This is a genomic window from Rhizobium pantanalense, from assembly GCF_030182525.1.
GTDB lineage: Bacteria > Pseudomonadota > Alphaproteobacteria > Rhizobiales > Rhizobiaceae > Rhizobium.
In genome coordinates, this window is the sequence record NZ_JAQJCH010000014.1 from 21,972 (window position 1) to 36,691 (window position 14,720).

Genomic DNA, 14,720 nt, shown 5'->3' on the forward strand with positions numbered 1-14,720 from the left:
TTTCGGAATCCATGCGAAATCAAAGGGTTACTTCCGCTTTAAAAGGCCAAGCAAACCGCCCTTTCTTGCCTTCTTCAAAGCGACACGCCCGGTGACGATGTGCGATATCTGCGAGAAAGTTTCCGCGATCGGCGACTTCGGATCAGTCTCGGAGATCATCTGTCCGCTGTTGGCGGCATTGCCGAAAAGGTTGATGTCAAAAGGTATGATGGCGATCGGGTCCGTCTCCAGCGGCGCGCAGAATTCCGAAGGATTGATCTCCGGGCGCTTGGGCATGCCGACCTGATTGAGAATGAGGTGCGGTGCCTTATCGTTCGGCCGCAGCTTGCGCAGAGCATCGATCAGGTTCTTGGCGTTGCGCAGATTGGCAAGATCGGGTGCAGCACAGATGACGACCTCGTCAACGGCACCGAGCACCGAACGCGTCCATTCCGTCCAGACATGCGGCACATCGAGAACCGCCACCGGCGCGCTGCGCTGGAGAACGTCGAGCACCGGCAGGAATGCCTGCCCTTCGAAATCATAGGCGCGGTCCAGCATTGAGGGCGCCGCGAGCAGCGACAGATGCTGCGAGCATTTGGTCAGCAGCCGGTCGAGAAAGACCTCGTCGAGGCGTTCCGGCGCATAGACGGCCTCGGCTATCCCCTGGGCGGGGTCCTGGTCGAAATCGATATTGGCGGTGCCATAGGGCAGATCGAGATCGGCCAGGATGGTTTCGGTCGAGAAGAGGCTGGAAATTCCGAAGGCGCAATTATGGGCGATGGTGGATGCGCCCACCCCACCCTTGGCACCGATGAAGGCAATGCTGCGGCCGAGCGGTTCGGCATCGGGATCGATGAAGATCGATGCCACCGCCGTCATCAGATCGACCATATCGGTCGGCTGAACGATATATTCCGAGATGCCGTTGCGTATGAGTTCGCGGTAAAGACCGATGTCGTTGTGATAGCCGACGATGATGACCTTGGTGCTCGGATCGCAGACGGCGGCGAGTGGCTCGAGTTCCGCCAGGAGGCCGCGTGGGTTGGCGCGTGTTTCCAGAATGATCAGGTTCGGGGTGGGCGCCGAGGCGAACATGTTCGCCGCAGCCGCCACACCGCCGCTGGTGATCCTGAGGCTGACCTTGGACATGCGCCGATCATTGGCGCACTGGTCCATCACCTGCTGCAGCTGCTCGCTTTCGCAGAAGGCATGTATGGAAATGCGCGGCAGCGGCCGCAGATTGTCAAGATTGCCCAAGCGCGAAGCTTCCTCCGCTCCCGGGGCAGTCGAGCCGATATCGTATTCGATGGCGTTCATGATTTCATCCCGTTGCGCCAGCCTCTTGCGTTCAATTTCCGCTACCGAAGCCGCCGACCGTCGCCGTGCTGGTCGGGGTTGAGCCGGTGCGATAATCGCTGATGACCTTGCTGCGCTGATCGGCATCGATCGGCGTCATCGCGCGCGGCGAAATCAAATCGGTCGGATTGGCGACCTGCGCTGCCAGATTGTGCTGGGTCGCACAGCCGAAATTATAGTAGTTCTGATTGTCGAATGCGTTGTCGGAAAGATCGTCCGGCCACTGGCCGCAGGCATTGGTGGCCGCCGTCGTTGCGGTAAAGCGCAGGCGAATCGGCGCGGCATCGCCCGGGCCGCCGGCCGGGTAATAGCTGTTGACGATTCGCGCCGATGGAATACCGTTCGTGACCAGCTCCCGACGGATTTGCGAGTTGAGCGCCGATGCGGCGAAGGCATTTGGCGATTGCCGCGGCGACAGGATTTCCACGGTGCCGCTTGCATGGGCGCGATAATCCTGCACGAAACCGCGAACCGTATCGCGCATGCCTGTTGTCAGGTGCCGGTCACTGGCCGCGACCGGTATATCGACGCTATGCTCCTTTTCGGTAAGCACGATGGGATGCCGTTGGCGATAGTCATCCCTGATGGCGCTCGTCGTCATGCCATCTGGGGAGCCGGCGCAACTGCTGACGGCCGATATCAGCGCCAATGTCGGGAGGATCAGCATCGATCTTGAAAAACGAGGCCGGGCACCGCGGGGTGTATTGCGTTCGAGGCTGGCCATCTCTTGCTCTCTCGTTGAGCTCGTTGAAAAGGCTGGTGTCATGGTCCCGCTCCTCACTTGTAGATGAAGCCGACTGTGCCGTGGAAATCGGCGTCGGCGACCGGCGGACCATCCTTGCGGCCGTAGATCTTGTTGACACGGTTCATGAAGAAGACACCGGCATCGTTCGTCGGAGAAAAATTGTCGTCGGGGCGGGCAAGCTTGTCGCGCGCTACGGGGCGCACGAGATAGGGAGTCGCGATAATCACCAGCTCGCTCTCATCCCGCTGGAAGCTCTTCTGACGGAACAGGGCACCCAGGATCGGAATCTTCGATGCACCCGGCGTTCCCGAGGTCGTCTGCTGTACGTTATCGCTCAGCAAGCCGGCAAGCGCGATCGATCCCCCGGATGGCAGCTCGACCGAAGTATTGGCGGCACGCTGGTTGTAGGTCGGGGTGGATGACGATGCGACGGGTTCCGAGACCTGGGTCTGCACATGCAGGCTGATGCGGCCACCGGCCAGGACCACAGGCGTGAAGGCCAGCGTAATACCGTAGGTATAGGGCGTGATCGTCGTGTTGCCGTCCTTGTCGGTCGTGGAATAGAGCGTCTGGCCACCGGAATTGAAGGTGGCAGCCTGTCCGGAAATGGCGGTCAATGTCGGCTCGGCCAAGGTGCGCACAGCACCTGCCTGCTCGAGAGCATTCAGATAGGTGCTGATATTGTATTTCCCGAGCGCGTATTTGAAGAGTGTCGAGATACCACCTGCGCCGGTGGCGTTTGTGGGATCGCCGTTTACTCCCAGGAAATTCGTGGTTCCCGTGTTTCCGATATTGCCGAGTTGAGCGACGCCCAGGCCGGAGGAATTGCTGACCAGATTGTCGAAACCAATCTGCTTCAGGACGCTGCGCTTGATTTCGGCGACGGTCACCTTGAGCGTCACCTGATCCTCGCCTTCGATCTGGAGCATGTTGACGATCTGCGAGGTCTGCCGCCCTTCGGCGAAAATGGCGACTGCGTTGTTGTCGCCGCTGCCCGAGGCAGTCTGGTTTCGTGTCGTCGCTTCGCCGCCTTTGAGGAAGGCCTGTGCAAGCTGCTGCGCGCGGATCGAATCCTGCGGCGTACGCACGATGCCGGTGAGGACGATGTTGTCGGAGATGATCTCGACGTTGATATCGGAGTCCGGGATGAAGCGCTTGATATTATCCTGCAGGCCGGCAATATCGCGCTCGATCTGGAGATCGAGGCTGACGATCTCCTTGCCGTCGGCGCCGAAGATGAAGATGTTGGTCTGGCCGACCGTCTTGCCGAAAAGGTAGATGCGGCGCGAGGTCCGCGTCACCGCATCGGCCATCTTGGGATCGGAGACAAGGATGTCATGGGCGTCGGCCGGCAGATCGACGACGAGCGCCTTGTTGAGACCAAGCTTCAAAGTGCGCTTCGTGCCGAGGCCGGCTATTGTGACGATACTGTCCGAGCCGCCTGCAAAAGCGGTAGGCGTGCGCAGAAAGGCCGGAACATCTGCCAAGGGCAGGCCGGCAAAGGCGACCGAGAAGGAGAGGCTTACGGCAAGGGGGAGGCTGGCTTTCTTGCTTGTCTTTAACATCGTCTCGCCCCTTCTCATTGCGGTTTAGGCCCGCTTGGGCCGTCGGTTACGATTGCTCCCGATTTGATGACCTGGATCATGCTGCCGCCACTGTCACCGGCCAGTAGATAATCGGCGGCCGTCGTATCGGGCTGCTGCGCGTCGGCAACGGAGCGCAATGCCAGCGTCAGGCGATCGGCCATCTGGTGGGCGACCGCCAGGACCTTCGTCTGATCCGGTGTCAGCTCCAGCGTTGCGGTTGCCCCAACGACGGCCTTGCTTCCGTCCTGCTTTTCCTCGATCTGCTGATCGACAGCCAGAACGCGGACGTTGCTGAGCACGGTTTCGGTGACAAGCTGCTGCTGCGAGCCCTTGCGCACCATGATGACGTCGACGCGGTCATTCGGAAGGATGAAGCCGCCTGCTCCGGTGGCGACGGAAATTTCGGTGGCGACGGCCCGCTTGCCCGCCGGCAGCAAGGACGAAAGGATACGGCTGTTGGAATCGGCGACCTTTTCTTCGCGGATGGGTTCGCCCTCGAAGATCGGCAGGCGGACTACGGCACCGCTCAGATCCTTCAGCGCATCCGGGCGCTCGCGTTCGGTGATGAGGCCTTTGACGATGCCGCTTTCGGGCCAGGGCATCCAATGGATCGATTGCTCGTTCAGACGCGAACCGACGGGCAGATTGGCACCGGCAACGAGGACATTGATCGTCGCCTCCTTCTCCACCACCGCCGCAATCTGCTGGGGAACGATATCGCGCGAACCAGCCAGGCGCATCGCGAGCAAACCGGCCATACCGGCCGCGACGGCTGCCACTGCGAGTATCATTATGCGAGCGGGCTTCATGGTCATTCCTTGAGGAACAGGATTCTTCGCCCTGCAGAATGACCGGCAATTGGTGTAATTATGGTTAATGGCTGGTTACATTTATTGTTATTTAACCATGATTACTTGGCGTATATTAGGAATTATATATATTCCAGATTAACTTTTACTGGCTAATGTCCGGCTTCAAAGCATGCTTCGCGTCGCCGCAATCAGCAATGGTGAAGATGGGAAGGCAAGGAAGCCGCCGATGGCAATTGCGATGCCGTAGGGGATTTTCTTGGCAACCAGCAACGAATTTGGCAATGAAAGACCAATTGCCATGATACTTGTCGCCTGCGAGCGAAGCATAACTATCAGTACCGTGACCATGCCGCCGATAAATGCGACGTAGACTAGAAATTCCACAAGCGACGAATCAAAGCCGAACCAAAGCGTGGCCGCAGCCAAGAGCTTGGCGTCGCCGCCGCCCATGACATTCAAAGCAAATAGCACGAAGCAAGCAAAGAAGACGGCAATGGCGCCGGCGAAGTGCAGGCCAATATCTGCAAGCGATAAACCGAAGACCGGCGCCAGCACAAGGAACGAGACCGCAAGCGCCAACGACACGCGATTCGGGATCGTCATGGTCAGCAGATCCGAGATCGCCGCGATCGACATACAGAGCGGGAAGATCAGCAATGTTGCCGTTTCAAGCATTGAAGATAAACCGCCTTTGCGACACAGGTAAAAAATCGAAAACCGCTCGCCAGAGAGAACGGTTTTCGCTAGCAACGACCAACCCTTGCAAAAACGGGGTTGGTTTCAGGCGCTATGTTACACCTTAGTAGCCCTTGGACTGAGTATCAGCGGCAGTCATCTTCGTCGCAATATTTCGGAATGTAGTATTCAATGTACCACCGAGGGTCGTCGCGCCGGTGATGATGGCGACCGAGATCAGGGCGGCGATCAGGCCATATTCAATTGCGGTCGCGCCGGATTCATCCTTCAGGAAACGCGAAAAAAGCTTGGACATAAGTTTAACTCCACTTTGTTGACAGCACGTCCGCCAACTGTTGCCGTTGATCGGATGAGTTGCACGGTAGCTTCCCGCCGTTTCCATCGCTTTAAAGAATTAGGTTAATGTGCAGTAAATCCAAAAGCGAAAATAGAATAGTTAATGTGACTTGTATGTTCTTCTCTATGTTTTTAAAGAAAATCTTCAGCCAAATAGAAATTATTAGATGTATGAATATTAGTGCGATATACGATTCGTCTCGAATTAATACACGATCTGCGCAAGAAGGCGACGGAGAGGGTCCGTATGGGACATACGCGCCATAATTACATGGCAGAAGACAACCTTAATCGTTCATTCACCATTCTTTCCCATTCTATCCAGAGATCCTTTTCGCCATAGTTTTCCAAGAGGCCAAGCCATGCCAATCGGCGGCAGAACAGCATTCCTTGCCGGCATTGTCGCCATGGCCGGCATGACGCCACAGCTTTCCCACGCTGCCGGAGAAAGCATGCTGCGCGTCTATATGGATCACGCGCGCGTATTGAAGCTGGATCGCCCCGTCAGCAAGGTCATCGTCGGCAATTCGCAAGTCGCCGATGCGACGGTCGCCGATCCGAAAACCATCGTGCTGACCGGCCGCAGCTTCGGCACGACAAACATCATCCTGCTCGATGCCGACGGCAATGCCATCGTGGACGAGCAGATCCTGGTGTCGATCGACGAAGGCAATACAGTCCGTGTGTTCCGCCAGACGGATCGCGCCGTGCTGTCGTGCACGCCCAATTGCGAACAGCATGCCCAGCAGAACAATACGACAACGACAACCCCAACGGCTGCTGCCGGACAATAACAACATTCGATAACGCAAATATTCTAAAGTACTTTCAAAGAATTGAGCAGAAAACGATAATCCCAGTTTCCTCTAAATATGAAGAGAGAAGAGAAACGGATTATCAAGAAAGCAATTCTAGTGTCGTCCGCGTGTAAATCGCCGCGGACTTCCCATGACGCCAGATAATACCCCTCACGCCAATACAGGCCGCGCACGTCGCAGTGCCCGAAGCAGCTTGCGTGAATTCGTGCGTTCTCGGGACGGGACAGCAGCGATCGAATTTGCCTTGCTTGCGATCCCCTATTTTCTGATCGTCTTTGCCATCATCGAAACCTTCGTCGCCTTTACCGCGGAGCAAGTCGTCTCAAACGCCGTTGATACTCTGTCGCGTCAGATCCGGACCGGGCAGATTACGGCAGCCAATACGACTTCGCAGCAGTTCCGGCAGGCATTCTGCAATCAGATTTCCGTGCTCATTACCTGCTCCTCCACCGAAGTACAGACGCCGGCAAGCCTCTATCTCGATGTGGAGAGCTATTCGAGCTTCGCATCCATGCCGACGACGATCCCCCGCAAGTCGTCGACCGATCCTTATTCCGATCTCAGCACGACTGGATTCACTTTTACACCCGGCGGCGCCAAATCGCTGAACATGGTGCGCGCCTATTATCGCTGGCAGATCATAACGGATCTGCTGCGCCCCTATCTTACCAACGTGCATCCAACCGACGGCTCAGCGTCGGTCTATCTCATCGTCGCAACTGCAGCCTTTCAGAATGAGAATTATCCGTGAGCGGCCTCAAGAGCATGATCGGGAAAGAAAGTACGCGCTTTGGCATCCTGAGACGCTTCGCTCGCGACAAAGATGGCGTCGGCGCGATCGAATTCGCCATTCTTTTTCCCGTATTGCTGATGCTTTATCTCGGTGCATTCGAGCTTACCGTCGGCCTCAATGCCTCGAAACGTGCCAGCCGTTCTGCAGGATCGATCGCAGACATCGTCTCGCAGCAGACGTCGGTCACCAAGTCCGTGCTTGCGGGCATGCCTTCGGTTGCCGGCGCGATCTTCGCGCCCTATAGCACGACGGGCCTGACGCTGAAGATCACCGGCATTGCGATCGACACGGCCGGCAATGCGACCGTCGCCTGGTCTTGGGCGCAGGACGGAACCAGGCCGTATACACCGGGCTCCACGGTCACGGTGCCGGCCAACATGAACCAGGCGAGCACATTCCTCGTCCGTAGCGAGCTTGCCTTGCCCTATCAGCTCCTCAGCTTCGGTGCCAATTTCCTGCCAAGCGGCACAAACCAGATCACCATCAGCCGGCAATATTACTACCGGCAGCGCGTCGGCACTTCGATCAGCTGCAGCGACTGTTGAAGGCCCGACGGCCAAAACCTTGCGCGAAGTGCCGCTTCCAAACGGAAAATTGCCAAGCCGATGCCTCCGTTATATGGGTGACGTCCAATAACCCGGAAAACCTGCCGGGTGACGGCATTCTATCGGGTGATCTATGGCGCGCGCCTTTCTCTTCGTTCTGGATTCTTTCGGTGTCGGCGGCGGCCCGGATGCGGCAAGCTATGGTGACGAGGGCGCCGATACGCTTGGCCATATTGCCGAGTTCTGCGCCGCCGGCGCGGCCGATCGCGAAGGCCTGCGTCAGGGTCCGTTGACATTGCCGATCATGTCCGGCCTCGGCCTGCTGGAGATCGCCAAGGCGGCGACGGGCAATTATCCCGCCGGCATGCCTCTGCCGGAAAAACTCTACGGCCTTTATGGCTGCGCCAGCGAAACCTCCCGCGGCAAGGATACGCCATCGGGTCATTGGGAGATCGCCGGTACGCCCGTCATGTTCGACTGGGGTTACTTTCCGGCAGAGGGCGATGCCTTTCCGCCGGAGCTGGTGAAGGCCATCTGCGAAGCCGCCGATCTGCCAGGGATTCTCGGCAATTGCCATGCATCCGGCACGGATATCATCGCCAGGCTTGGCGAAGAGCACATCCGTAGCGGCAAGCCGATCTGCTATACCTCGTCGGACTCCGTCTTCCAGATTGCAGCACACGAACAGCATTTCGGCCTCGACCGGCTGATCGGCCTCTGCAAGATCGTGCGCACCCTGCTCGATCCCTACAATATCGGCCGCGTCATCGCCCGCCCCTTCGTCGGCGAGACCGCCGCGACTTTCGAGCGTACCGGCAACCGCCGTGACTTCTCCGTTCTGCCGCCGGAACCGACGCTGCTCGACCGTCTGGTCAAGGCCGAACGCACGGTGCATGCCGTCGGCAAGATCGGCGATATCTTTGCCCATCAGGGCATCTCCAGGGTCATCAAGGCCAATGGCAACATGGCACTGATGGATGCGACGCTGAAGGCCATGGATGAAGCCGAGGATGGCGATCTGGTCTTCACCAACTTCGTCGATTTCGACATGGTCTATGGTCACCGCCGCGACGTGCCGGGTTATGCCGCAGCACTCGAGGCGTTCGACGCGCGGCTGCCTGAAGTGCACAAGAAGCTGAAGGCGGGCGATCTCGTCATCCTGACCGCGGATCACGGCTGCGACCCGACCTGGCGCGGGACCGATCACACACGCGAGCGCGTGCCCGTCATGGCTTACGGGCCAGGCATTCGATCCCGTTCCATCGGCGTCCGTCAGACCTATGCCGATATCGGCGAGACGGTTGCGAAACATCTGGGAATTGCGGCAGGGCCGCACGGGAGGAGCTTCCTTTGACATCGCATTTGAAGAAGGTGGAGCTGCACTGCCATCTGGAGGGCGCGGCCCCACCGGCATTGACGCTCGCACAAGCAGAGAAATACGGCGTCGACACCAGTGCCTTCCTCAAGGACGGCGTTTACCTCTGGAAGGATTTTGCCGAATTCCTCGTCTGCTACGACAAGGTTTCCGAGGTCTACCGCACCGAGGAAGACTATGCGCTGCTGACGGAAACCTATCTGGAAGAGCTTGCCGACATCGGCACGATCTATAGCGAGCTCATCGTTTCACCCGACCATGGCGATCGCATCGGCCTCGGCGCCGACGCCTATATGGCAGGCGTTTCCGCCGGCATCCGTGCCGCCAAGACAAAGACCGGTATCGAAGCGCGGCTGATCGTAACCGGCGAACGCCATTTTGGTCCGGACCGGGTGGTGAAGGCCGCCGAATATGCCGCCAAAAGCGACAATCCGCTGATTACTGGTTTCAACATGGCAGGCGAAGAGCGCATGGGCCGCGTCGCCGATTACGCCCGCGCCTTCGATATCGCCCGCGAGGCCGGTCTCGGCATTACCATCCATGCCGGCGAGGTCTGCGGAGCATTCAGCGTCGCCGATGCCGTCGACCTGGTGCGCCCGCAGCGTATTGGCCATGGCGTGCGCGCCATCGAGGATATGGACCTCGTCAAGCGCCTTGCCGATCTCGGCACCGTGCTGGAGGTTTGCCCCGGCTCCAATGTCGCACTCAACGTCTTCCCGGATTTCCAGTCGCATCCGTTGCGCAGGCTGCGTGACGCCGGCGTGAAGGTGACGATAAGTTCCGATGATCCGCCCTTCTTCCACACCTCGCTGAAGCGGGAATACGAGCTGGCGTCGTCAGCCTTCGGTTTTAGCGATGACGAGATCGATGCGATGACCCGCACGGCGATCGAGGCGGCGTTCGTAGACGAGGCGACACGGGCGGCGTTGTTGGCGAAGCTCTAAATGCACAGTTAAGGCCCCATATTGGGGATGAAATCTCCAAAAGCGGCCTATTTTCTTGCACCAGAGGCGATTTCCGTGAAAGAACCATCTCATATCGCGGAATTACTGGAAGGCTGAAACCATGGACGGCGTCACTGTCATCGATCACCCGCTTGTGCAGCACAAGCTCACAATCATGCGCAAGAAGGACACGTCGACGGGAAGCTTCCGCCGGCTGCTGCGCGAGATTTCGACGCTGCTCTGTTACGAAGTGACCCGCGACCTCGAACTGACGATCGAGACCATCGAGACGCCGCTGCAGCCGATGGATGCGCCGATCCTCGAAGGCAAGAAGCTGGTCTTCGCCTCGATCCTGCGCGCCGGCAACGGCCTGCTCGAAGGCATGCTCGATCTCGTGCCCTCGGCCCGCGTCTCGCATATCGGCGTCTACCGCGATCACGAAACGCTGCAGCCGGTCGAATATTACTTCAAGGCGCCGGAGGATATCTCGGAACGCCTGATCATCGTAGTCGATCCGATGCTGGCAACAGGCAATTCCTCGATTGCCGCAATCGAAAAACTGAAGGAGCGCGGCGCGCACAATATCCGTTTCCTGTGCCTGCTGGCGGCCCCCGAAGGCATCGCCAATTTCCGCAAGGCGCATCCGGACGTGCCGGTCTTTACCGCCGCCATCGACAGCCACCTGAACGAGAAGGGCTATATCGTGCCCGGCCTCGGCGATGCCGGCGACCGCATGTACGGAACGAAGTAAATCCGCTATTATACTCTTATAAGGCCCGGCCGTTATTCAACTGCCGGGCTTTTTATTGATTGCTTTAGCGTCCTTTCAGCATACTTGGCTTATAGATGGCCTGGCCCGCAGGAGGGGCCTTGCCGATGCTCGTTCGCGTTCTTGTCATTGCCGGTATCATTGCTGTTGCGGCAACCCAGGTGCCGATGTTGGTGAAAAGCTATAACGAGCCCGCCGCAAGGGCCGCGCCTGTCGAAGCGGTCTCGCTGGCGCCGTCGAAAGCGGAGATTCCTGTTTCCTATGGCAGTGTTCAGCTGCGCGCCAACGCGGGCGGACATTATGAGGGTGATTTCACCATCAATGGCCGCTCCGTGCATGGGATGATCGATACCGGCGCAACCTACGTCGCGATGAACGAAAGTACCGCGCGCAGCCTCGGCTTCAGCGGCGTCGATCTCGACTATCGCTACCCCATCCAAACCGCGAACGGCACTTCCAAAGTCGCCTACATCAAACTCGACCGTCTGGAGATCGGCACGATCCGGGTCCGCGATGTCGATGCCGTGGTGGCGAAGGACAGTGCGCTCGGTACGACGCTGATCGGCATGAGCTTCATGAAGAAACTGAACTCCTATGGAGTCCAGAACGGCAATTTGCTGTTGAAGCAGTAGGTGGCCGAGGTCCATGCAAAGCCGCCGACTGCATTCGTGGCGCTGTCGTCCGTCAGATCCTGCCGATGATAACGGACGACGGAGCCGGTGCTTCGTCGACGAGGCGGTAATTGGCTGAGAGATCGGCGACAGCCTTCTCCGCGCTGGCCTCATCCGCCGCGTGGACAGTCGCGATACGGTCGCCTTTGCTCACCTTCGTGCCGAGTGGCAGGATATCACTGAAGCCGACGCGATGATCGATCTTGTCCTGCGGGCGGCGGCGGCCACCCCCGAGATCGATCACACTCACGCCGATCGCTCGCGTATCGCAGGCGCCGAGCCAGCCATCGGCGGCAGCGAGAATGGGCGTCTGCACCGGCGCGCTTGCCAGATAGCGCTCGGGATGTTCGAGCAGATCGGCCGGACCGCCGAGACCATGCACCATGCGGCCGAATATCTCTGCCGCCTTGCCGGATGCCAAAGCCTCGCGCGCCCTGCCCTCCGCCTCGGCAACGTTCGCGGCAATGCCGGCCTGAACAAGCATTTCGGATGCGAAGGCCAGCACGACCGTTTCGAGCCGCGTGCCCGCCTTGTTGCTCTTCAAGAAATCCAGACAGTTACGAAGCTCGACCACGTTGCCGGCCGCATCCGCCAAAGGCTGGTTCATGTCGGTGATCAGAGCCGAAGTCTTGACCCCGCCGCCATTGGCCACCTCCACCAGCGAGCGCGCCAGCGTCTCCGCTTCCTCAAGCGAGGTCATGAAGGCGCCGCTGCCGATCTTGACGTCGAGCACCAGCGTTTCCAGCCCGGCCGCCAGTTTCTTCGACAGGATGGAGGCGGTAATCAGCGGCGCGGAATCAACCGTGGCAGTGACATCGCGTACCGCATAGAGCTTGCCATCGGCGGGTGCCAGCGCGCCGGTCTGGCCGATGATGGCGCAGCCGACTTCCTCGACCACCTTGCGGAAGCGGGCAGCATCCGGCGTGATCCCGTAACCGGGAATGGATTCCAGCTTGTCGAGCGTGCCGCCGGTGTGGCCGAGGCCGCGGCCGGAAATCATCGGCACGGCGAGGCCGCAGGCGGCAGCGATGGGTGCGAGCATCAGCGAAACATTGTCGCCGACGCCACCCGTCGAATGCTTGTCGGCGATCGGCCTGCCGATGCCTTGCCAGGAGAGGGTATCACCGGAGCGGGCCATGGCGAGCGTCAGCGCTACCGTTTCCTCCCGCGTCATACCGCGAAACCAGACGGCCATGGCAAAGGCGCCGATCTGGCTTTCAGCCAGTTCGCCACGCCCCAATGCACCGATAAACGCATCGATATCGGCGGCCGAAAGGATGGCGCCGTTACGCTTCTGACGGATGATCTCCTGCGGGATCATGGATCAGTAGCCTGACGAGGCCACCTTGGACTCTCCGCCGGCCAGCACGTTCAGAATATCATCGAGGAGGCTCGATGCACCGAAGCGGAAAGTCGAGGGCATGGCCCAATCGGGTGTCATGATGGTTTCGGCAAGGCTCAGATAGAGCGCCGCATCGGAAACGGAGCCGATGCCGCCGGCAGGCTTGAAGCCGACCTTGCGACCGCTGTCGCGGATCGCCCGCAGCATGATGTCAGCGGCTTCCAGCGTCGCGTTGACGGCCACCTTGCCGGTGGACGTCTTGATGAAATCAGAGCCAGCCTCGATCGCAAGTTCCGACGCGCGCCGGATCAGCGCGGTATCCTTGATTTCGCCGGTTTCGAGAATGGTTTTCAAAAGCACCGGGCCTTTGCATTCGGCCTTTACCGCGGCGACCATGTCGGTGACGGCCTGCTCTTTGCCGGCCAGAAAGGCACGATAGGGAATGACCAGATCGATCTCGTCGGCGCCATCAGCAATCGCTTCGCGCGCTTCGGCAGCAACATCGGCCACCTCCATATCACCGGCCGGGAAATTCACCACGGTTGCGATCTTAACGACATGATCGGTTCCGAGAATGCTGCGCGCCTGGGCGACAAAACGCGGCCAGATGCAGATGGCGGCCGTATTGCCATAGGGCGATTGCGCGCGGGCGCACAGCGCCTCGATCTGCGCCGGCGTGCAGTCATCCTTGAGATTGGTGAGATCGAGAAGGGAAAGCGCAACAGCTGCCGTTTCTCTGAGGGAATGGCCCGTCATTGTGGATCTCCTTCGTCAGCGATCATTTCTTTCAAAATGGCAGCAAGGCGTGCGCCGCCGACCGGAGCCATGTCTTTCGTCTCTTCATGCGAGAGTTCTCCGCCGGTCATGCCAGCACCATAGTTAGTGATAACGGAGGCAGCGGCAACCCTTAGACCGAAAAGACGCGCCAGGATGACTTCCGGCACCGTCGACATGCCAACGGCATCGGCACCCAGGATGCGCGCCATGCGGATCTCGGCCGGCGTTTCGAAGCTCGGGCCGGAAAACCACATATAGACACCGTGCGACAGCTTGATCTCGGCCTTTTCCGCCGCCTTGCGCATGCGCATGATGAGGTCGGTATCATAGGCGCTGGTCATGCCGACGAAGCGCCTGTCGCTCTCCTCGCCGATCAGCGGGTTCATGCCGGAATAGTTGATGTGATCGGTGATCTGCATCACCGAGCCCGGCGGCATTTCCTCCCGTAGCGATCCAGCCGAATTGGTCAGGATCAGCGTATCGACGCCGAGAGCCTTCAAGATCTCGATCGGCGCGCGCATGGCATTGGCGTCGCCCTTTTCGTAATAATGCACCCGGCCGGAAAGCATGATGACGGGAACATCGCCCAGCTTGCCTGCGACCAGCGTGCCCGCATGGCCTGATACTGCGCTGACCGGGAAGCCCGGCAGATCGGCATAGGGGATACGCAGCGCGTCTTTGACCTCATCCACGAGAGAGCCGAGGCCGGAACCCAGGATGATGCCATAGCGCGGCTTCAATTCGCCGAGCTTCTCGGTGAGAATGTCAACAGCCGCGCTCATCCGAGTATCTCGGTTTCGAAGCTGAAGGGGAGCATCTCGTCCATGGTCATGGTCTTCCTCACGCCGGTTTCGTCGCAAAGATAGATGCGCGTCTCCTTGCTGGCAAATTCGGCGATCTTTTGCCGGCAGCCGCCGCAAGGCGGGCAGAGCGGCAGCTTCTCGGCGATGACGGCAATCTCGACGATCTTCTTGGCACCGCCCATGATCATCTGGCCGATCGCCGTCGGTTCGGCACACCAGCCCTGCGGGAAGGAGAGATTTTCGATATTGGCGCCGGTATAGATCTTGCCATCCTCGGCGCGGATCGCCGCGCCGACCGGGAATTTCGAATAGGGAGCATGCGCAAAGGCCATCGCGCCACGCGCGGCCTCAAACAAATCATGCGACATGG

The 14,720-nt window shown here is 59.3% G+C and carries 17 protein-coding genes; 7 read left to right on the plus strand and 10 right to left on the minus strand.

From position 1 onward, the window contains the following. Positions 1–27: 27 nt before the first annotated feature. The 6 genes from PH558_RS28850 to PH558_RS28875 all read right to left on the minus strand — a co-directional run bounded on the left by PH558_RS28850 (position 28) and on the right by PH558_RS28875 (position 5,472). A complete protein-coding gene (locus PH558_RS28850; protein WP_285207931.1) occupies positions 28–1,299 on the minus strand; it encodes a CpaE/TadZ family protein in 1,272 nt (423 codons plus the stop codon). A 31-nt stretch (positions 1,300–1,330) separates the two neighbouring features. Then, entirely contained in the window at positions 1,331–2,062 is a 732-nt protein-coding gene (locus PH558_RS28855) for a CpaD family pilus assembly protein (protein WP_095433628.1), read from the minus strand. 53 nt (positions 2,063–2,115) lie between these two features. Next, a complete protein-coding gene (locus tag PH558_RS28860) occupies positions 2,116–3,648 on the minus strand; it encodes a type II and III secretion system protein family protein (RefSeq protein ID WP_095436134.1) in 1,533 nt (510 codons plus the stop codon). Positions 3,649–3,662: 14 nt separating this feature from the next. Next, positions 3,663–4,478, minus strand: a complete 816-nt coding sequence (gene cpaB, locus PH558_RS28865; RefSeq protein ID WP_113410056.1) for a Flp pilus assembly protein CpaB — start codon at positions 4,476–4,478, stop codon at positions 3,663–3,665. 165 nt (positions 4,479–4,643) lie between these two features. Beyond that, a complete protein-coding gene (locus PH558_RS28870) occupies positions 4,644–5,156 on the minus strand; it encodes an A24 family peptidase (protein WP_285207993.1) in 513 nt (170 codons plus the stop codon). Positions 5,157–5,280: 124 nt separating this feature from the next. Further along, complete coding sequence (locus PH558_RS28875) at positions 5,281–5,472, minus strand: Flp family type IVb pilin (RefSeq protein ID WP_285207932.1); 192 nt, start codon at positions 5,470–5,472, stop codon at positions 5,281–5,283. Positions 5,473–5,875: 403 nt separating this feature from the next. Here PH558_RS28875 and PH558_RS28880 point away from each other — a divergent pair, with 403 nt between their 5' ends. The 7 genes from PH558_RS28880 (at position 5,876) to PH558_RS28910 (ending at position 11,389) form a co-directional block, all read left to right on the plus strand. Beyond that, the gene (locus PH558_RS28880) at positions 5,876–6,307 is read left to right on the plus strand and encodes a pilus assembly protein N-terminal domain-containing protein (RefSeq protein ID WP_095433624.1); all 432 of its coding nucleotides are present in this window, start codon (positions 5,876–5,878) and stop codon (positions 6,305–6,307) included. 154 nt (positions 6,308–6,461) lie between these two features. Further along, complete coding sequence (locus tag PH558_RS28885; RefSeq protein WP_113395870.1) at positions 6,462–7,082, plus strand: TadE/TadG family type IV pilus assembly protein; 621 nt, start codon at positions 6,462–6,464, stop codon at positions 7,080–7,082. Positions 7,083–7,096: 14 nt separating this feature from the next. Continuing rightward, positions 7,097–7,669, plus strand: coding sequence for a TadE/TadG family type IV pilus assembly protein (locus PH558_RS28890; RefSeq protein ID WP_113410083.1), 573 nt, complete (start codon positions 7,097–7,099; stop codon positions 7,667–7,669). Positions 7,670–7,802: 133 nt separating this feature from the next. Next, positions 7,803–9,023 carry a phosphopentomutase gene (locus PH558_RS28895; RefSeq protein WP_285207933.1) on the plus strand — a complete coding sequence of 407 codons (1,221 nt, stop codon included), beginning with the start codon at positions 7,803–7,805 and terminating at the stop codon, positions 9,021–9,023. Next, the gene (locus PH558_RS28900) at positions 9,020–9,988 is read left to right on the plus strand and encodes an adenosine deaminase (protein ID WP_285207934.1); all 969 of its coding nucleotides are present in this window, start codon (positions 9,020–9,022) and stop codon (positions 9,986–9,988) included. The genes PH558_RS28895 and PH558_RS28900 overlap by 4 nt, the downstream gene beginning before the upstream one ends. A gap of 121 nt (positions 9,989–10,109) precedes the next feature. Next, entirely contained in the window at positions 10,110–10,739 is a 630-nt protein-coding gene (upp, locus tag PH558_RS28905; protein ID WP_015338410.1) for a uracil phosphoribosyltransferase, read from the plus strand. A 125-nt stretch (positions 10,740–10,864) separates the two neighbouring features. Beyond that, positions 10,865–11,389 (plus strand): TIGR02281 family clan AA aspartic protease, encoded by a 525-nt coding sequence (locus tag PH558_RS28910; RefSeq protein WP_285207935.1) that lies wholly within the window; start codon positions 10,865–10,867, stop codon positions 11,387–11,389. 52 nt (positions 11,390–11,441) lie between these two features. Here PH558_RS28910 and deoA read toward each other — a convergent pair whose 3' ends face one another. From deoA to PH558_RS28930, 4 genes are read right to left on the minus strand one after another with little or no spacing between them, the layout of a single operon-like run. Continuing rightward, complete coding sequence (deoA, locus tag PH558_RS28915) at positions 11,442–12,749, minus strand: thymidine phosphorylase (RefSeq protein WP_285207936.1); 1,308 nt, start codon at positions 12,747–12,749, stop codon at positions 11,442–11,444. Positions 12,750–12,752: 3 nt separating this feature from the next. Then, positions 12,753–13,526 carry a deoxyribose-phosphate aldolase gene (deoC, locus tag PH558_RS28920; protein ID WP_095433618.1) on the minus strand — a complete coding sequence of 258 codons (774 nt, stop codon included), beginning with the start codon at positions 13,524–13,526 and terminating at the stop codon, positions 12,753–12,755. After that, positions 13,523–14,329: a purine-nucleoside phosphorylase gene (locus PH558_RS28925; RefSeq protein ID WP_285207937.1), complete on the minus strand. Its 807-nt coding sequence runs from the start codon at positions 14,327–14,329 to the stop codon at positions 13,523–13,525. The genes deoC and PH558_RS28925 overlap by 4 nt, the downstream gene beginning before the upstream one ends. Then, positions 14,326–14,718, minus strand: coding sequence for a cytidine deaminase (locus PH558_RS28930; RefSeq protein ID WP_095433616.1), 393 nt, complete (start codon positions 14,716–14,718; stop codon positions 14,326–14,328). Before PH558_RS28930 ends, PH558_RS28925 begins: the two co-directional genes overlap by 4 nt. Positions 14,719–14,720 lie beyond the last annotated feature (2 nt).